This is a genomic window from Ruegeria sp. HKCCA5426, assembly GCF_013034585.1.
Classification (GTDB): domain Bacteria; phylum Pseudomonadota; class Alphaproteobacteria; order Rhodobacterales; family Rhodobacteraceae; genus Ruegeria.
On the sequence record NZ_WQGH01000001.1, the window covers coordinates 373869 to 392093 of the forward strand.

The 18225-nt window shown below is 58.5% G+C and carries 18 protein-coding genes; 4 read left to right on the plus strand and 14 right to left on the minus strand.

Features of this window, described 5'->3' with window-relative positions; genetic code table 11:
• The 9 genes from GOV87_RS01840 to GOV87_RS01880 all read right to left on the minus strand — a co-directional run bounded on the left by GOV87_RS01840 (window position 1) and on the right by GOV87_RS01880 (window position 8548).
• Window positions 1–1263 carry a c-type cytochrome gene (locus tag GOV87_RS01840; protein ID WP_171210621.1) on the minus strand — a complete coding sequence of 421 codons (1263 nt, stop codon included), beginning with the start codon at window positions 1261–1263 and terminating at the stop codon, window positions 1–3.
• Window positions 1264–2460, minus strand: a complete 1197-nt coding sequence (locus GOV87_RS01845) for a formate dehydrogenase subunit gamma (protein ID WP_171210622.1) — start codon at window positions 2458–2460, stop codon at window positions 1264–1266.
• A gap of 27 nt (window positions 2461–2487) precedes the next feature.
• Window positions 2488–2838 (minus strand): putative quinol monooxygenase, encoded by a 351-nt coding sequence (locus GOV87_RS01850; RefSeq protein ID WP_171210623.1) that lies wholly within the window; start codon window positions 2836–2838, stop codon window positions 2488–2490.
• 110 nt (window positions 2839–2948) lie between these two features.
• Window positions 2949–3542: a formate dehydrogenase FDH3 subunit beta gene (gene fdh3B / locus GOV87_RS01855; protein WP_037307340.1), complete on the minus strand. Its 594-nt coding sequence runs from the start codon at window positions 3540–3542 to the stop codon at window positions 2949–2951.
• A 12-nt stretch (window positions 3543–3554) separates the two neighbouring features.
• Window positions 3555–6449: a formate dehydrogenase subunit alpha gene (locus GOV87_RS01860; protein ID WP_171210624.1), complete on the minus strand. Its 2895-nt coding sequence runs from the start codon at window positions 6447–6449 to the stop codon at window positions 3555–3557.
• A gap of 104 nt (window positions 6450–6553) precedes the next feature.
• The gene (locus tag GOV87_RS01865; RefSeq protein WP_171210625.1) at window positions 6554–6742 is read right to left on the minus strand and encodes a ubiquinol-cytochrome c reductase iron-sulfur subunit N-terminal domain-containing protein; all 189 of its coding nucleotides are present in this window, start codon (window positions 6740–6742) and stop codon (window positions 6554–6556) included.
• 57 nt (window positions 6743–6799) lie between these two features.
• On the minus strand, window positions 6800–7408 hold the full coding sequence (locus tag GOV87_RS01870; protein WP_171210626.1) for a molecular chaperone: 609 nt from the start codon (window positions 7406–7408) through the stop codon (window positions 6800–6802).
• 4 nt (window positions 7409–7412) lie between these two features.
• A complete protein-coding gene (locus GOV87_RS01875; RefSeq protein ID WP_171210627.1) occupies window positions 7413–7997 on the minus strand; it encodes a DUF3306 domain-containing protein in 585 nt (194 codons plus the stop codon).
• Window positions 7994–8548: a DUF3305 domain-containing protein gene (locus GOV87_RS01880; RefSeq protein ID WP_171210628.1), complete on the minus strand. Its 555-nt coding sequence runs from the start codon at window positions 8546–8548 to the stop codon at window positions 7994–7996. The genes GOV87_RS01875 and GOV87_RS01880 overlap by 4 nt, the downstream gene beginning before the upstream one ends.
• Before the next feature lie 263 nt (window positions 8549–8811).
• On the opposite strand from GOV87_RS01880, the gene GOV87_RS01885 reads away from it, so the two are divergent.
• Window positions 8812–10764 (plus strand): 4Fe-4S binding protein, encoded by a 1953-nt coding sequence (locus GOV87_RS01885; RefSeq protein ID WP_171210629.1) that lies wholly within the window; start codon window positions 8812–8814, stop codon window positions 10762–10764.
• On the opposite strand, the gene GOV87_RS01890 is transcribed toward GOV87_RS01885, so the two are convergent.
• Complete coding sequence (locus GOV87_RS01890; RefSeq protein WP_171121157.1) at window positions 10758–11486, minus strand: cytochrome c; 729 nt, start codon at window positions 11484–11486, stop codon at window positions 10758–10760. The two genes, GOV87_RS01885 and GOV87_RS01890, sit on opposite strands and share 7 nt — an antisense overlap.
• A gap of 89 nt (window positions 11487–11575) precedes the next feature.
• Between GOV87_RS01890 and GOV87_RS01895 the strand changes: the two genes are divergently transcribed.
• The 3 genes from GOV87_RS01895 to GOV87_RS01905 are packed head-to-tail and all read left to right on the plus strand — an operon-like array spanning window position 11576 to window position 13808.
• On the plus strand, window positions 11576–12637 hold the full coding sequence (locus GOV87_RS01895) for an Mrp/NBP35 family ATP-binding protein (RefSeq protein WP_171210630.1): 1062 nt from the start codon (window positions 11576–11578) through the stop codon (window positions 12635–12637).
• Window positions 12634–13329, plus strand: coding sequence for a biotin/lipoate--protein ligase family protein (locus GOV87_RS01900; RefSeq protein ID WP_171210631.1), 696 nt, complete (start codon window positions 12634–12636; stop codon window positions 13327–13329). Before GOV87_RS01895 ends, GOV87_RS01900 begins: the two co-directional genes overlap by 4 nt.
• Window positions 13329–13808, plus strand: coding sequence for a DUF6505 family protein (locus tag GOV87_RS01905; RefSeq protein ID WP_171210632.1), 480 nt, complete (start codon window positions 13329–13331; stop codon window positions 13806–13808). The genes GOV87_RS01900 and GOV87_RS01905 overlap by 1 nt, the downstream gene beginning before the upstream one ends.
• A gap of 3 nt (window positions 13809–13811) precedes the next feature.
• Here GOV87_RS01905 and GOV87_RS01910 read toward each other — a convergent pair whose 3' ends face one another.
• The 4 genes from GOV87_RS01910 to GOV87_RS01925 all read right to left on the minus strand — a co-directional run bounded on the left by GOV87_RS01910 (window position 13812) and on the right by GOV87_RS01925 (window position 18182).
• The gene (locus tag GOV87_RS01910) at window positions 13812–14312 is read right to left on the minus strand and encodes a flavin reductase family protein (RefSeq protein ID WP_171210633.1); all 501 of its coding nucleotides are present in this window, start codon (window positions 14310–14312) and stop codon (window positions 13812–13814) included.
• Between the two features lie 88 nt (window positions 14313–14400).
• Window positions 14401–15813: a 3'-5' exonuclease gene (locus GOV87_RS01915; RefSeq protein WP_171210634.1), complete on the minus strand. Its 1413-nt coding sequence runs from the start codon at window positions 15811–15813 to the stop codon at window positions 14401–14403.
• A gap of 1 nt (window position 15814) precedes the next feature.
• Complete coding sequence (locus GOV87_RS01920) at window positions 15815–16333, minus strand: hypothetical protein (protein ID WP_171121162.1); 519 nt, start codon at window positions 16331–16333, stop codon at window positions 15815–15817.
• A gap of 25 nt (window positions 16334–16358) precedes the next feature.
• Complete coding sequence (locus GOV87_RS01925; RefSeq protein WP_171210635.1) at window positions 16359–18182, minus strand: DUF294 nucleotidyltransferase-like domain-containing protein; 1824 nt, start codon at window positions 18180–18182, stop codon at window positions 16359–16361.
• Between the last annotated feature and the right edge of the window lie 43 nt (window positions 18183–18225).

Here is an 18225-nt window from a genome sequence, read left to right on the forward strand (position 1 = left end):
TCAGTTTTCGGGCGCCGTGGCACGACGCAAGAAAGCGATAAGGTCTGTCCTGTCGCTGGGTTGCGTGATCCGCTGCATCGGCATCTTTGACCCCGGAATGTAGTGGTCAGGCCCTTCGTCGAAAAGAGCATTTATCGTTTCGCTATTCCAAACGATATCAGAGTCTTGCAGCGTCTCCGAGTAGAAATATCCCGGCAGCGTACCTGCCTTGCGGCCGAAGACACCGTGCAACGTCGGTCCGGCGCGCCGCTGACCATCGGGTGTCAGGCTGTGGCAGATCGAGCATTTGCGGGCGAATTGGCGTTCACCATTGCCCATTTCGTTTGGGTTTTTCAGAAAGCTGGGTTCGGAAGACGCCATCTTTTCCTGATCGCCAAGATCTGAAACCGGCCAGCTATACATGGCCTCATCAATGCCTCCGGCGTGGATATTGCGGCCATCTGCTGAAAAGGCCAAGGCCCAGACCGGTCCGCGCAGGGTGGCGCGAAAATCCTGTGCAATGCGCCATTCGACTGTGTCGATGACCATGATATAGCCTTCTCCGTCACCCACCGCCAAAAGGCTCCGGTCTGGGCTGAGGGCCAGGGCGAGGATCGGGCGTCGATCCAGGGTAAAATCCTGTTCTTCCCCGGTTGTCAGGTCCCGGATGCGGGTAACGCCGTCAACGGCCCCATATGCGATCCAATTGTCCTGAGAGTTCAGAATCAGCTCGTTGATGCCGAAACCATGCTCTACCAAACGCAAGGTTTCCTGACCTGTGCTCAGGTCCCACACCAGTAGCGCGCCATCCATTCCTGCGGAATATAGTTTCGATCCGTCAGGCGAAAACACCACTGTATTCACACCACTTCCGGTCGGGCCAAGCACCACGGGGGCTGACCCGTCCACCGGCCAAACGCCTATCGTGCCGTCCCAGCTTGCCGTTGCAACATGGGTTTTTGAGGCCGCGATACTGACGATCTTGCCTTGATGTCGCCCCAATACTTCGCCGCCGGGCCAGCGTCTGAGTGTGAAGTCATCCCCGGCGGAGTAAATGGATGTACCGTTGAACACGACGGAATTTACCGCCGCTTCGTGTCCTTCCAGCCATTCGGGAGTCTGGTCAGACCAAAGACCCACGGAATTGTCGAAACTTGCCGTTGCGATACGCCCGTCAGGTGCCGTGGCTATGCCCATGATCGGGCCGCCGTGACCCTTGAGCGTAAAGAACTCCGCCCAGGCGGGCAGGGGAAGCAATACCAGTGCAAAGGCCAGAGCGCGCATTTATTCCGCAGGTGAGGCCGCTGCTTTTTCTGCCTCTTTTTCCTGCACCTCTTCCAGCCACAGAGAGTGGTGTTCCCGCGCCCATTGTTCTTCGACCTCTCCGGTGCCCATGGCGTCAAACGCGCCTTCCATACCGACAGACCCAAGGTAGATATGTGCGATGATTATGGCGATGAAGATATACGCAACCATCACGTGCCATACCTGCGCATATTGCATCTCTTCTTGCGGGGACATCTGCGTCGGCAGGTCCAGACCCAGCAGTTGGGGCAAGCCCGTTGCATTGGCAACCGAGAAGGTCTTGGCAAATAGCGGCATCTCAAACGGGAAGAGCAGGGACAGACCCGAGAGGCTGATCGAAATTCCCAACAGGATACAGGACCAGAAGATAATCTTTTGACCCGCGTTAAACTTCTTGGCGGGTGGGTGTGATCCCTTGGTGAAAAGCCCTCCGCCTGCGGCCAGCCATTTCAGATCGACGCGGTTCGGGATGTTGTGCGAAATCCAGTTGATAGTGACAATCACCAGCCCGATCATAAAGGCCCAGGCAAGGTTGTTGTGAAGCCATTTGCACCCCTGTGCGATCGTCGCAAATCCTTCCTTGCCAAAAATAGGCATCAGAAAATCTCGACCATAAAGCGTCAGCAGCCCGGTAATCCCAAGGATCAGAAACGACCCGGCAAACAGCCAGTGGCCAAAGCGCTCGAACCCATTGAACCGAAGAACGGTGCGACCCGTTTTTTCTCCGTCGATGCGGATTTTTCCACGGATCAGGAAGAACAGCAGAATGATCGCGGCCATGCCAGCAATGATATAGCTACCATATTCGCGCAGGGGGCCGGTGCGAAAGTTCAGCCACCACATGCCTCCGTCCTGAATAAGGACACTGGCGGCGGGTCCCTTCGAGGATACTGTGACATCGGCCGACCCATAGCGCAGCGCGCGATATACATCGCTGTCGGACGCAACGCCCCGCGTGCCAAGCTGGCCCAAAAGGCCCTCGGCATTTCCTTGACCGGTGTTTTCGGACCGGTACGAGTTATCGACCTTTTCGCCGCGCTGTCTGGCAAGGATGTCCTCTAGCGTGGTTGCCCCGCCGGTCGAGGCGCGTTCGGGCTCCTGAGCTTCGGAAGTGTCCTGCGCCCAAGCGACCCCTGTTAGGAATATCGAAACAAGCAGGAAGTAGATCAGGCGCATTTGGACACCCTCCTGTGGGTTAATGACTTAGCGGTCGAACCCGCCGATCTGTTGGTGAAAGACCGCGCCAACCGGGGATAGGGCCGCACGCAGGTCATCTTTCGCAGGTCCGTAGACTTCAAGTTGCACGGGTGTCAGTAGGGACATGAACCGCTCGGCGAAGTTGGCGCCGAAATTCTGCATATGGATCAGGGCATCGTCAGAGCTGGCGTAACGCTCATAGATATGGATCGCATTGCCGCTCTGGTGCCATTCATAGCTTTTGGCGCCGGTTTCCTGAAGGGTGGCCGCCACCATCTCGGCCATCAGTGCCTCGAAATCAGATTGTTTTTCGGGGTTCAGATCCAGCTTCAGCAGCCAGTAGATATCTTCGGTCATTTCAACTCCGTCACGGTCAAGTCGTACGGCGGAACCAATCGGTGGATGCCGCGCATAATAGTGCGATAGCCCCCGACGTGACGCGGGGACTATCGTTTTGTTTTAAGGCCTTAGCCGTCTTTCTGGTCGTAGGCGGTGCCCCAACCCCACGCGCCCGAGCCAAACCCGCGCGCAACAACGCGCTCGCGGTAGATGGCCGAGACCACGTCACCGTCACCGGCAAGCAGGGCCTTGGTGGAGCACATCTCGGCGCAGATGGGCAGTTTGCCCTCGGCAATCCGGTTGCGACCATATTTGGCGAACTCTGCGGTCGAGTGCGTTTCCTCGGGGCCGCCGGCACAGAAGGTACATTTGTCCATCTTGCCGCGCGATCCGAAGTTGCCCGCCTGCGGATATTGCGGCGCGCCAAACGGGCACGCGTAGAAGCAATAGCCGCAGCCAATGCACAGGTCTTTGGAGTGCAGGACGACACCTTCTTCGTTCTGATAGAAGCAGTCGACCGGGCACACCGCCATGCAAGGCGCATCCGAGCAATGCATACAGGCCACCGAGATCGAGCGTTCGCCTGGGTTGCCGTCATTGATCGTTACCACCCTGCGGCGGTTGATGCCCCATGGCACCTCGTGTTCGTTCTTACACGCGGTGACACAGGCGTTGCACTCGATGCAGCGTTCAGCGTCGCAGAGAAACTTTGCTCTAGCCATTCGTTTTCCTCCTTACGCTGCCCAGATCTTGCAGAGAGTACACTTGGACTCCTGCATCTGGGTCACTGAATCGTAGCCATAGGTCTGGGCGGTGTTTGAACTTTCGCCCAAGACATAGGGGTCTGCACCTGCGGGGTATTTCGACCGCAGATCATCCCCCTGGAAATGGCCGCCAAAGTGGAACGGCATGAAGGCCACACCGGCACCGACCCTGTTGGTCAGCATCGCCATCACCTTGACCTTTCCGCCTTCGGGACCTTCGACCCAGACCTGTTGCCCATCACGGATACCAAGGTTGTTGGCATCCCGGGGGTTGATCTCGACGAACATGTCCTGCTGCAGTTCAGCCAGCCACGGGTTTGACCGTGTCTCATCACCGCCGCCTTCATATTCGACCAGACGACCAGACGTCAGGATCATCGGATAATCCTTTGAAAAGTCGTTCTTCTGAATCGAAGCGTAAAGGGTAGGCAGACGATAGGCCTGACGGTCCTCGTAGGTCGGATAGTCTTCGACCAGATCGCGCCGGTTCGTATACAGCGGTTCGCGATGCAGTGGGATCGGATCCGGGAAGGTCCAGACGACCGCGCGGGCTTTGGCGTTCCCGAAGGGCGCACAGCCATGCTTGATCGCAACCCGCTGGATACCGCCAGACAGGTCAGTTTTCCAGTTGGTCTCTGGTCCCGCAACGGCGTCGATTGCCGCGCGTTCCTCGGCGGTGAGGTCGCCGTCCCAGCCAAGATCCATCAGCATCTGCATCGTGAATTCGGGATATCCATCCTGAATTTCCGATCCAACGCTATAGACCCCTTCGGCCAGCAGGTTGTCACCATCCCGCTCTACACCGAAACGGGCGCGGAAGGTCAGGCCGCCTTCGGCCACCGGCTTGGACATGTCATAGAGGTTCGGTGTCCCCGTATGACCCATCTCCGGTGTGCCCCAGCAGGGCCACGGAAGGCCGTAGTACTCGCCGTCGTTGGGTCCACCAATGGCTTGCAGCGTGGTTCTGTCGAACGTGTGCTGGTTAGCCATATGGCTTTTCAGACGTTCCGGCGACTGACCGGTGTAACCGATGGTCCAAAGACCCGAGTTGAACTCACGCGTGATGCTTTCAACATTCGGCGTTTCCGGGTCTTCCATCTCGATATTGCGGAAGAAACGGTCCGCCCAGCCGAACTTGTTGGCGAACTTGGCCATGATGACCTCGTCCGGCAAACTTTCGAACAGCGGATCAACCACTTTGTCGCGCCACTGTAGCGACCGGTTCGATGCCGTGGCCGAACCACGTGTTTCGAACTGCGTACAGGCGGGCAACAGGTAGACACCGTCGGTGCGGTCATGCAGCACGGCGGAAACGGTGGGATACGGGTCGATTACGACCAGCATATCCAGCTTTTCCATCGCCGTCTTCATTTCCGTCATGCGGGTCTGCGAGTTGGGCGCGTGGCCCCACAGAACCATGGCACGGACGTTGTTGTCCTGATCCATGTTGGCCGGATCTTCCAGAACACCGTCGATCCAGCGGGAAACCGGGATGCCGCGCTCATTCATGAGCGGCTTGTCCTTGCCTTCCTTGTCCTTGATCGTGGCGAACTGACCTTTCAGCCAATCCAGATCTTCACCCCAGACACGGCTCCAATGGCCCCATGCCCCTGCGGACAGGCCGTAATAGCCGGGCAGGGTGTGGGACAGAACACCAAGGTCCGTCGCGCCCTGCACGTTGTCATGGCCACGGAAGATGTTGGTGCCACCACCCGAGGTACCCATGTTGCCCAGCGCAAGCTGAAGAACACAGTAGGCGCGGGTGTTGTTGTTGCCGTTGGTGTGCTGTGTGCCGCCCATACACCACACAACGGTGCCGGGACGGTTGTTCACCATGGTCCGTGCGACGCGGCGTAGCTGAGAGCCGGGCGTGCCGGTGACGCGCTCAACCTCATCCGGGTTCCACTTGGCAACTTCCTCACGGATCTGGTCCATGCCCCAGACACGGGTGCGGATGAACTCTTTGTCCTCCCAACCGTTGTCGAAGATATGCCACAGGATACCCCAGACCAGAGCGACGTCGGTGCCGGGGCGGAAGCGGACATATTCATCCGCATGGGCCGCGGTGCGCGTGAAACGCGGGTCGCAGACGATCAGGGGTGCATTGTTCTGCTCTTTCGCGCGCAGGATATGCAGCAGCGAGACGGGGTGCGCCTCGGCCGGGTTACCACCGATGATAAAGATGGCCCGGCTGTTGTGCATGTCGTTATACGAATTGGTCATGGCGCCGTAGCCCCATGTGTTCGCAACGCCCGCAACAGTGGTCGAGTGGCAGATACGGGCCTGATGGTCCACGTTGTTCGTGCCCCAGTAGGCAGCGAACTTGCGGAACAGATAGGCCTGTTCGTTATTATGTTTCGCGGACCCCAGCCAGTACACGCTGTCCGGACCGGATTCCTGACGGATGTTCATCATGCCGTCGCCGATCTCGTCGATCGCCTGTTCCCAGCTGATGCGCTTCCACTCTCCGCCTTCCTTTTTCATCGGGTATTTCAGGCGGCGCTCGCCATGGGCGTGCTCGCGGACCGAGGCCCCCTTGGCGCAGTGTGCACCCAGGTTGAACGGGCTGTCCCAGCCGGGTTCCTGCCCGACCCATACACCGTTTTGCACTTCGGCAACGACGGTACAACCGACCGAGCAGTGAGTGCAGACGGATTTGATATTCTCAACGGCAGTGTTGGCCGCTGTCTGGGCACTGGCTGGCGTCACGGTTCCACCCGTGGCGCTGATCGCGGCAAGGCCGCCGATCGTCAGGCCCGAGCCACGCAGGAATGCGCGGCGATCGACGGTTTTCTCGCCGACCTGGGACAGGATACTTGTCCGCTGGGGGCGTCTCGCAACCCCGTTGGTCTTTTTCCTAAGCATTTCTTTCCTCCCTTGCTGGCCATGTAAGCCATGGCTGGCTTGGTACTGTTGGTGCCGACGTCAGGGCCAATCGCAACCGTCAGTCGGGTGTGACGTCGTCCGGCTTAGAACCGGGCGCTGTCGAGATAGGCGCGTGTGTGCGCTGTGTCCTGCATCCGGGCTTCGTCCGTCGGCAGCTCGGCTGCTTCGGCTTTCCCGGTCAGGCTGGCGGCGGCTACGGCAGCGGGCGCTGCGGTTCCGGCCAGTTTGAGGAAGTCGCGGCGTGTTGCGCCTTCTTCCTTGGTCTTGCTCATGGGCTCCTCCTGTCCCAATTGCGGTTTGATGCCCATCGGGCACCGGCGAGCGGCGGGTTACGCCGACATTCGGAAGGCTTCGCGCTCGATCTCCATAAAGACCCGACCGGCAGTACCGACCGAGGCATAAAGAACCGAGTTCTCGGCGCCTTCCAAATCTGAATAGAAATGCGTGGCCCAGGGGCCAATGTGCTTGTTCCAGAACGCTTTCTGGTCGTCCAACGTAGCAGGCGGGCCGAAACGCCCGACGATCATGCCCGCCATCATCTCCATCAACGAGGCGATGTTGTCTTCTGGTTCAAACACGTTCTGCGCGCGGGTTATCCCACGCGCGGCCATGTCATTGCGAAGCTGGGCCAAAGGTTTTTCGTTCAGGAAACCAGTCAGGTAGTAACTTGCATAAGGCAGCAACTCTCCGCGTCCCAAACCGATGAACAATGCGTTGAACTCGCGCTCGGCCGCTGCGGGCTTGGTGACCTTTGCCACCCGTGCCATTGCCTGAACGGCCTGACCCAGATCTGTGTCATCCCCGCTGAGGTCAACCACCTGATCCAGCAGCATCTGATCCGGTGGGCCGGCCAAAAGCAGACCCAGAAAATTATAGAAATCCGCGCGCAGGCGATCCTCGGCCGAGACATCCATCTGTTGCGCTTCATTTGCGGTCATTCGGTCATCCTTCGAATTCAAATTTCATACGGCGCGGGGCAGGGGCCAGTTCGACCTCGTCCGGCTCATCAAGTTCTATCTCAGTTACCATCAATACTGGCTCTGCATCCGGCGCGTCGGTTTCTTGCAAGTCGATCTGAGGTTCTTCAGCCTCGGCCTCGTCAGCCTTGCTCTCGTCAGCCTCGGCTTGGGCGGCCAATGCTTCGACATGAGCCAGCATTCCCTTACCGACCTGATAAGCGGTCTGCAGATTTTCGATGACACAGGCCGCGTCTGTGTAATCCTCGCCATAGTCAACAAGCCCGTCGACATTGGCCAGAACCGGGTTCAGCCGCCACAGCCGACGCAGCGCACGGCGACGCAGGCGGTCAGGCACAGCTTTGGCCATAAAGCCCGAGACGTCATCCCCGGCCTGCAATTGATCGGGATCGGGCAGATTGAACTCGGCAAGAATTTCGGCGTCTGTCTTTTCTTCCAGTTCGGCCTTTTGCGCAGAAATTGCCTGTTCCTCGGCAGTCAACAGTTCGGCATCGGCTTCGGCCTGAACAGCAGCCTTGCGGCGGGACCAGAAATCGCGCGCTTCGGTCACTGTAGAATCCTCCGCGGGGCACGGTAGACATCCGAGGTTTGTCGAATGCGTGCATCGCCCTTGCCATCTTCGACCAGATCAGTGCGTTTTTTGTCTCGCTTGCGTTTGACGAAGACCTCATCGCGGTGATGTTCCAACGCAAAATCCCGAACCCAGGCAATCAATCCTTCGGTCATCGGAATCTTCTCTACTATCTCTTCTCCGGTATCCGCATAGTCCTGCCCCTCGAACGGGGATGCGGTGACCAGAACCGCGTCCATCGGGCGCTTGCCATCCAGCGCGTCACGCAAAACCAGATAGACCGACGGTTGCCCGTCCGAAAGGTTCACCATGTAGGCTTCGGTTTCATCTGCCCAGAGGGTCAGCGGCAACGTGGCGGCATGGTACTCAATGGCCTCACCTTCGCGTCGCATTTCAAGCCAATCAGCCGGTCCCGCACCGGGCAGAACGGCAACGGCGCGCCAGTTCCATTTGGCCCAGCGGGTTACACCGGGTGTTTTGCGCACGACGACGCCAATTGGCATTTCGATCTGGCTTGCGGCCTTCGCCACTTAATCCTCCCCGGAAGGCTCTCCCCTGCCTTCCCCTCGGTCCACTATGGTACACAAAATAGCTCTGTGCCAAGCCCGACATCTACGACCTTAGTCGTAGACCGTGATCGCAAGTTTGCGAGGAACCCGTGGGATGCCTTGGTTTTAAGGCTTGAATGGGATCATAAACCTGCACCCAACCGTTTTTGAGGTGGGGTTTACATTGCCAGTTTGGGAATACAGCCTACTGTGCTGAGAAAAGGCGCGACGTCCGGGGAGGGGATATGAGCACCAAAATACTTCTTTGTGACTGCGCGGGGTCTCAATCCATTGACGCCGAAAAGCTGGCGTCGGCCTGTGATGTGGCGTGCTCAAAGGTTCACACCGCCCTATGTACCCGTGAGATCGAAGCGGCGGCTGCGTTAATGCAAGAAGGCGACACACTTATCGCCTGCGGGCAGGAGCAGGACGTATTTCGTGCGCTAGCGGAAGAATTGGAATTGGATGCGCCGGGGTTCGTCGACCTGCGGGATCGTGCAGGCTGGTCCGAGCAAGGGAAAGATGCAGCGCCCAAGATGGCCGCCCTTGCGGCCGAGGCTTTGTTGCCCCAGCCCATAACGCCAAGTATGGATGTTTTCAGCGAAGGGACCTGTTTTATTATCGGACCCGGAGCTGTCGCTTTTGACGTGGCCGAGCGGTTGGCAACCGCGCTAGCCGTCACAGTTTTGGTGACGGACGACGCCGAACCAATGTCGCGCGCCTACGACGTTGTGCGGGGGCGCATCAAATCGCTGAATGGGGCATTGGGCGGGTTCACCCTGTCGATGGACGCCTTGCAGCAACTTGAACCCGGTGGGCGAGGTGCCTTTGCCTGGAGCGAGCCGCGCGATAAGGCTAAATCGTCCTGCGACATCGTATTGGACCTTACGGGCGGGACCCCGTTTGTGCAGGCCCCCGCCAAACGTGAGGGGTATCTGAGTGCGGACCCTAAGGATGCTGTCGCCGTCGAACGGATGATGTTCGACGCCGCGCAATTGGTTGGCACGTTTGAGAAACCTCTTTACGTTCGGGTTGAGGAAAGCCTTTGCGCACATTCCCGGGCCGAGCAGGTCGGGTGTACGAATTGCCTGGACATCTGCCCGACCGGCGCAATCAATCCGGCAGGTGAGCATGTGGCAATTGACCCGATGATTTGCGCGGGATGCGGAGCGTGCGCAGCACTCTGCCCATCGACCGCAATCACGTATGAAGACCCGCCTGTATCGGCCTTGCTGTCGCGGATGCATATCCTTGCGCGGACTTATCGCCGGGCCGGAGGGCAGGCCCCTCGGCTGCTGGTCCACGATTCACATGGGGCGGAAATGATCCGGCTTGCCGCTCGTTTCGGCAGGGGTCTGCCGTCAGATGTAATTCCGATCGAGTTGGCTGTGATTTCCGGTTTTGGTCATGCCGAAATGCTGGCTGCCCTGGCACACGGATTTGCACGGGTTGATGTCGTGCTTGCGCCGACAACGGAACGGGACGCATTGGATCGTGAGCTTGAACTGGCGCAGGCGATTGCCGGAATTGGCGCGCTTGGTTTGATTGACGAGGCAGACCCGGATGCGCTGTGCGATTCGTTGTACGAACAAAACGCCCCGGCTCCGCTGGCTCATCCGGTTCTGCCGCTTGGCAACCGACGGCAGATTGCGCGGTTGTCAGCTCAGGCCCTCAATCCACAAGCTGAGGCACCGTTGCCATTGCCCGAAGGCGCGCCCTATGGTGCCGTTGCGGTCAACACCGACGCCTGTACCTTGTGCCTGAGTTGCGTGTCGTTGTGCCCATCCGGAGCATTGATCGACAACCCGGACAAGCCGCAGTTGAACTTTCAGCAGGACGCCTGTCTGCAATGCGGAATGTGCAAAACGATCTGCCCCGAGAATGCGATAACGCTTGTTCCGCAACTGGACCTCAGCGATGCGGCCCTGTCTCAGCAGGTGTTGAATGAGGAAGAACCCTTCGCCTGTGTCGAATGCGGGGCGCTGTTCGGGGTCAAATCGACAGTCGAGCGTATCATGGAAAAACTGTCGGGCACGCACCCGATGTTCGCAACCTCGGACAAGGCGCGGATGATCCAGATGTGCGACAACTGCCGCGTGAACGCGCAGTTTCAGCAGACGGACAACCCCTTCCAGTCCAATCCGAAGCCAAAGGTCGTCACCACCGACGACTATTTTTCAAAAAGAAAGGATCACTGAAGCTGAAGCGGCGCGCCAAGATCGGCGGCTTTTATGACGGATACGAAAGCCAAAATAGCCTCCAAGTCATCCAGCGTCATTTCGACAGGATGGATGGGGGACGGGCGTTCAGGATCGAACGGAGCAGTCAGCCCTTCAATTTGCGTGAAGGCCGGATGGGGGTTAAGGGCGAAAAACGCCTCAAACCGTTCAGACCAGTCAGGCATCGCGCGCAGCACCGCAAAAGATGGGGTAGAGCCCAGACCGTTCATTCGGTTCCTGGGGCCGATCACATGGCACCGCCCGCAATGAGTCATCGACAGTTCTTCGCCCAATGCTGCATTGCCGTCGATTACGGTTTCCTGCTGAACGGCGGCGACCTCAAAGCTGGCAGAAAACGGCGGGCCGCTGTTGGGGCTGAACCCTTCCACGGTGCGTTTTCCGATATCCGAAAGCAGCCAGTCACGGAACCTTTCGTGTTTGGCGTCATCTTGGATACGCAAGTGGTAAATTACGCCGTTCCGGGCAAAGACAGGATCGCCCGGCGGTTCCGCCTCCAGAACAAGAACGCCCGTGTCATCCGTAATAACGCGTATCCCGGTCTTGAGAGAAAAGCGCGGAAGGATATGTTGCAACAGACCAGAGTCTGTAACCTCTGTGGGGGCAGCAAGTCCCAACGCCTCTTGCGACCAAGAGGGGGTAGCGGAGAGCGTCAGGCTCAGGCACAAAAGGACACGGCGCATGGCAGCAGCCTAAGGGCACCGCCCCGGATGCGTCAAATAAACAGAAAGAGACAAAGACACATGGTAGGTCAACTAAGTGGGTTTTCGGCATGAGCGTGCGTGACGCGGTTCTGGCGAACCTGAAGAAGATCACGGATCCTGTTTCCGGGCAGGATATCGTCAGCGCGGGTGTTGTACGTGCACTGAATGTCGAAGGCGATAGCGTCAGATTTGTTCTGGAAATCGACCCGAAACAGGCCGAGCGGATGGAGCCGGTTCGTGCTGCTGCGGAACAGGCCGCGCAGATGGTGGACGGGGTTGCCAAGGTTTCGGCGCTTATGACCGCGCATTCGGACAAGGCACCGCCCGATCTTAAGCCCAAGCCCAAACCGTCGCAGACCGGACCGCAAGCTGTGCCGGGTGTTGACCGGATCATTGCCGTGGCGTCGGGCAAGGGGGGCGTCGGTAAATCTACTGTTTCCGCAAACTTAGCCTGCGCACTTGCAGCGGAAGGGCGGCGTGTTGGCCTGTTGGATGCTGATGTGTATGGCCCGTCGCAACCCCGGATGCTGGGTGTTTCTGGTCGTCCTGCCAGCCCAGATGGAAAGACGATCCTGCCGCTGCGCAATCACGGCGTCACCATGATGTCGATGGGATTGATGACGAACGAAGGTCAGGCGGTTGTTTGGCGCGGGCCGATGCTGATGGGCGCACTGCAACAGATGATGAACCAGGTGCAGTGGGGTGCGCTTGACGTACTGATCGTCGACTTGCCGCCGGGTACCGGTGATGTCCAGCTAACGCTGAGCCAGAAGTTCAAGGTGGATGGGGCGATCGTTGTGTCGACTCCGCAGGATGTTGCCCTGATCGACGCCCGAAAGGGGATCGACATGTTCAACCAACTCAAGACACCGATCGTCGGGATGATTGAGAATATGTCCACTCATATCTGTTCGAACTGCGGGCATGAGGAACACGTGTTCGGTCACGGTGGCGTTGCCTCCGAAGCCGAGTCGCTGGGTGTTCCGTTGTTGGGGGAAATTCCCTTGCACCTGGACATTCGGGTCGCGGCGGATGGTGGAGCCCCCATCGTGGTCAGTAAACCCGACAGCCCTCAGGCCGAGGCATTCCGCAAGATTGCCCGCGACCTGATTGCCAAGGGCAACGCATGAGCGAACCGGTCTTTCCCCCATTGCTGACGGGTCACCCGGTTCAGGGCGGAGAGGACCCGTTCCAGCGTGCTCAGGCCATGGCCGCGCTGGGATGTGATGCGGGAACGGTGGTCTACAACATCCAGGCCGACCGCCTGCGGGTTGCCATTGTCTTTGCGCCCGAAGTTTCCTTGCAGGATGCAATGGCTATGCTGCCGCTTTGTTCGGTGGGATTCCAGAATGCGCTGGGTGCCTTGGCCCCGCCCGAGGTCGCGGTACATCTGGATTGGGACGGACCGATCCGCGTGAACGGCGCCACGTGCGGTGTGTTTCACGTCGCGGCATCAACTAACGCGCCGGATGACGAGCCGGATTGGTTGATTGTTGGTTGGGAACTGGCCTTGCTGCAAACCAGCGACGCGCCGGGCGAAAACCCAGATATAACAGCACTTTATGACGAAGGGTGTGCCGAAGTCACGGCGCCCCAGTTGGTCGAAAGCTGGTCGCGCCACACGCTGACATGGCTCAACCGCTGGCAAGAGGACGGTAACGCGTCGCTCCATGCTGAATGGATGGGTCTATTGCGTGGGGTTGGTGAGCCTTATGGCGATAAGGGCGTTTTTCTGGGAACGGATGAAAGATTCGGTATGCTGATCCGAGATGGGTCAGACACACACCTGGTGCCGCTGACGGAGTTATTGGAGAACGGATGATGAAACTGGCCCGAGCCATCCATTTCGATGAAAGCGACTTGAATGTGTTCCACTCTCCGGCCCGAACGGGTGAGTGGTGCATTTCCGGCGGGTTCGAGTTTTCAAACTGGGGCGAGGGCGATCTTGAAGGCAAGGCACGGCAGGCTTTTGCAAATGGGTGGTTGGGGCTGGAAACCTTTGGTCGTGTGACTTTTGTTGCCGTCACGCAAATTGAACAGGCCGAGATTGATCAGATCACCCGGAACCTTGCTGAACACTTCGTTCACCTTTACGGGGCACCATCCGTCGATGCGGCGTTGGACGTCGCGCGGTCTGAAATCACGCACATGAACGAACTGTGCGAAGAACACGCGCCCAATACGTTGCTGACGGTTGCCCGTGAATTGTCAGATACAGGTGTTCATGAGGCGTACCGGATAATCACGCCACAAGAAACGCAGCTTGAAGCATTGGCCGTTCACGGCTCGCTTGACGACTGACGCCTAAAGCAGGTCGGCGAAACCGCCAAATTGACCGCGTTTGAAGATCAGGCCTTTACCAGTGCGATACATGACTTTTTCGACCTGACCCACAAGGATCAGGTGATCCCCCGCTTCGTGACAGGCGTGCAGGTGACAGTCGAACCGCGCCAGACAATTTTCCAGTTGCGGGCGGCCGATATGATCAGAAACCCAATCCGCGTGCGAGAAATCTTCCCCATTCCGCGCGAATTTCACGGCCTGTTCCTGTTGTTCCTCGGCCATCACGTGAATGGAATAGTGCCGACAATCCTTGAACGCATCGTATCTGTTCGAGTCCTTGGCCAGACACCACAACACGAGAGGCGGGTCCAAAGACACGGATGAGAACGAATTCACCGTGATTGCGCGCGGCCCCTGTGCCGTATTGGTGGTTACAACGGTTACACCTGTGCCAAAGCACCCCAAGGCCTCGCGGAACGCGGCGCTTTGGTCTGTCGTTGGTGTAAAGGTGTTTTCCGTCATCTTCCGCTCAATCCGTGGCCGCGCATCAGGTGCCACGGCATGTGGGGATTGTCCACGAAAAGCTGAGTCTGCGGCGTATTTTTCCCGCTCAGTTCAGGTCTTCCAGCAGTCGACCGTGCTGACGCGTTGCTTCGATCACCGCCCCAAACGTGTTCATCCCGCGCGCCTGTAGCATCGGCAGCATTTTGACGAGGGCTTCAGCCGTCGCCACCGCATCACCTAGTGCCGTATGGCGCAGTTCAACCGGGATGGTGATGTCTAGCCTGTCGCACAAAGCATCCAGCGTGTGTTTGTCGCTGGCACCGAACAGCACGGCCGACAAAAGAACTGTATCAAGTATCGGGTGGTTCCAATCCACATCCATCCGTTTCGCGTGCCGTCGCAGGAACGCCATGTCAAACGGCGCGTTGTGCGCGACGATGACCGCGTCGTGCGCAAATTGGTGGAGCACGCGCCCGGCTTCCGTGATGTCCGGCGAGTCTTGGACCATCCGGTCATTGATCTTGTGCACTTTGGTCGAAGCCGGCGGGATGGGTATGCCGGGGTTCACCAGTATATCAAGGTTTTCACCTGCAACGATGCGCCCATTCACAACCCGGACTGCTCCGATCTGAACGATCTCATCCTTATGCGGCAAAAGCCCCGTGGTTTCGGTATCGAATACGACAAAACACAAGTCCCGCAACGCCTTGGAGTCAAACTCGGTGTCAGTGTCAGAGTTCAAAAGGTCAAAATCATACACAAGTGGTCGGGCTGCCTCGGGCGAAATGTTGGCCGCGCTGTCTTCGAGGATCAACATATATCCCGGCGCATCCCCCAGGGGTTTCATCCGGGCAGAAAATGTTTGCGTTCCGTCGATACTCGTAAGGTCGCAGATGACTTCCCGCCCTGTTTTTGCCAAGGCAGCATAGGCGTCTTCCAACGGGCGCGGCTTCAGGTATTCAAACAGCGACGAATTCAAGCGGGGGTGGGCGATTTGCGCCAGAACTTGCGCGGCCTGTCCGTCGTACAGAACGATCTTATGCGTCGGACTTGCCAGAACCATGGCAACCGGAATTTCGGTCAGAAGGGCGGTCAGCCTTTGCTTTTCAGCAGCCAGATGAGCGGTTTCGGCAGCGACAGCTTCGGCGACACCCATGGTTTTTTCCGACAACTGACCTGCCAACCCGGCGGCGGCCGGGGCCAGATCCCCAAGATACCTTGCGGCCTGAACGTCCATGTCGGTGCTGACCCCCGCATGGGCCCGGGCACGCAGTTCAGCCGAGAGCCGCTCAATCGGTTTTGCGACGTTGTCGTCGAACAACAGCCAAACCGCGACGATCAGAGCGACAAATCCGAACGCCATGAGGATTTCCGCAAAGACAAACGCATTGATAAGTTCTGGGTCAGCGATGCGCTGATAACTGACCCACAGCGCGGTCGAACTAACCGCCAGGCCACCAACAGCCAGCAGGCAGAAAAACAGGAAAATGCGCAGGCGCAGGCTTAGCCGGATCAGCATGTTACACTCCGCAGGTGGCCTCGATGATCGGGTCGTTGGTTTCCCCCTTGATCCAGTCAGCGTTCAGCAACTGGCCGTCCGCGCTGAATTCCGCGCCGTCTGCCAGATTGGCCCGCAGATTCTGAGCGCAGTCGACCGCGACCGGAAGTTTCGAGACAGGGGACCAGCGGCCAAAGAAATAGATATCAACCAGCCGTTGATCCGGCACTTGTTCGTTGCTGCGGACCGAGGCGGTGTCGATTGCCGCAAAGCGTTCCACATAAGGCACCGCATACGTCCACGGGCGATAGAAGGCACGACTTTCAACTTGTTGGATGACCTCCATGCCTTCGGGCAGGGTGTCAGACGTGCGGTCGTACCACGAATATTCGCTGCTGATCGTCGCCACGATCATGCCCAGCCCAGCGGCGACAGGGGCTATCCATTTGGGCAGACGCCCTTTGACCAGCTTGTTCACCAGCATCACGACGCCCGCACAGGCGATGCCGACAAAGATTGTGGCGATCAATTCCAGGAACATCCATTCTCTCCCAATTCCGGCTGGTTCAGCCGAGCATTCCTTTTCCATGCCCTACCGCGGATTGCATCGTTTTTACCACAACGAAGGCGTCGCGCAGATGGCTTCGCTCAAAGTCCGACAAGTCAGAGGGGGGCAGGAAATTGTCCGGTGCCTTTTCGCCTTTCACAAGTCGAACCTGGTGCTCTAACCGGGTTTCGGCAATCAGATCGTAAGCGTCCAACAAGTCACGCGCGCCGGAGTCGCTGAGGATGCCGGCGCTGGCTGCGGCCTTGAGCCGGGCGCGTGTATTGGCCTCGGGCAGTTCCCCCTGCAGGCTGTAGATGCGCGCCAAATCCACAACTGGAACAACGCCATTATGCTTTAGATCCAGCGTGTTGCGATGCTCACCTGATCTAATTGTCGCGAAGCCGCGCAGCAGTCCTAGCGGCGGGGTGTGTTTCAGTGAATTCGAGATCATGTGCGCGACAAAAATCGAGTTTGCTTTGGCCGCGGCAAGCGTGTCGGTTTGCAGGTCATCAAACAATTTAAACGCGCCACCGATCGGACGCAGGTCGAACATGACCGAGGCCAGCATCTGTGCCTCGGGGTTGGGTTTGGCAATCCAGCCTTTGAAATAGTCGCGCCATACACGCACCGGCTGACACCAGCGCGGGTTCGTCGCCATCATGTCGCCGGGGCAATAGAAATACCCGCAGGTGTCCAGCCCGTCCGAGACGAATTTGGCCAGAGCCGCGAAATAGGCCATATCGTCATCCGTGACGTCGTCATCCAGCATCAGGCAGTTGTCCTGATCCGATACACCCGTCTGTTCCTGTCGACCCTGCGATCCACAGGCCAACCACAGGTAAGGGACGGGCGGCGCGCCAAGTTCTGCTTCGGCCAGTGTCAGCAACCTGCGGGTTGCCGTATCCGCGATGTCCGTGATCAGGCGTGTCACGATCTCATGCCGGTTTCCGGCGGCGACCAATTGCACTAAAAGCTGCGGGATTTCCTCGGTCACCGCTGCCATTTGCTGCGCCGTCTGCGCCGAAGCGATCCGGCGGACAAGTTCGGCGGAATTCACCGCCTGATAGTGGGTCAGGTCGGTCTGCGTTACGATGCCGACAAGCCGCCCACCTTCCGAGATCGGGATATGGCCAATCCCGCGCTCCATCATGATGTGCAGAACATCTGATCCAATGTCCGAGGGTAACAACGTAATCGGATCAGCCGTCATGATGCCCGACACAGGTGTGTCGTTCGCCAGCCCATCGGCCACGAATTTACCCGAGATATCGCGCAGCGTTACGATTCCAAGCAGCGCCTCGCCTTCGGTCACGCAGAGCGATGAGATGTGTTTGTCGCGCATCATCTTCGCCGCCTCGCGCACTGTTGTGGTAGGCGGGCAGGTGGCCGGGTTATGCGCCATCAAAACGTCTATGGCGCTTGTCGCCAAACTCTGAGGGCCAGACCGGGTGTCGCGGGTTCGATTGAAGAATTTGGATACGACCGGATGCCCGTCGATCAGATCACGCACCAGATCGGGTGGCAAAACCAGCAGCACCGAGGGCGTATGCGCCTTGGCCTTCGTCGCGGCCTTTCCACCCTTTAAAAGGCCTCGTTCGCCAAAGGAGTTTCGCAATCCCAGATGAGATACGACCGCGTCATTCCCATCCTTTATTTCCACCTGTCCTTCGTAGATCACAAAGACGCCGGGCAGGGTGTGGCCCAGCTCGTATACCGGGTAACCCTCCTCGACTTCCCAGACTTCGATCTGACGGGCCACCGAGTCCAGAACATCCGCTGGCAGGGCGTCATAAGGATGTACGGATTTCAGAAACCGAGTGATCTCGTCATGGGACAGGGGCATCGGATACTCCGCGGTTTCGGGGTTGAAAAATCCCGCCCGGTGG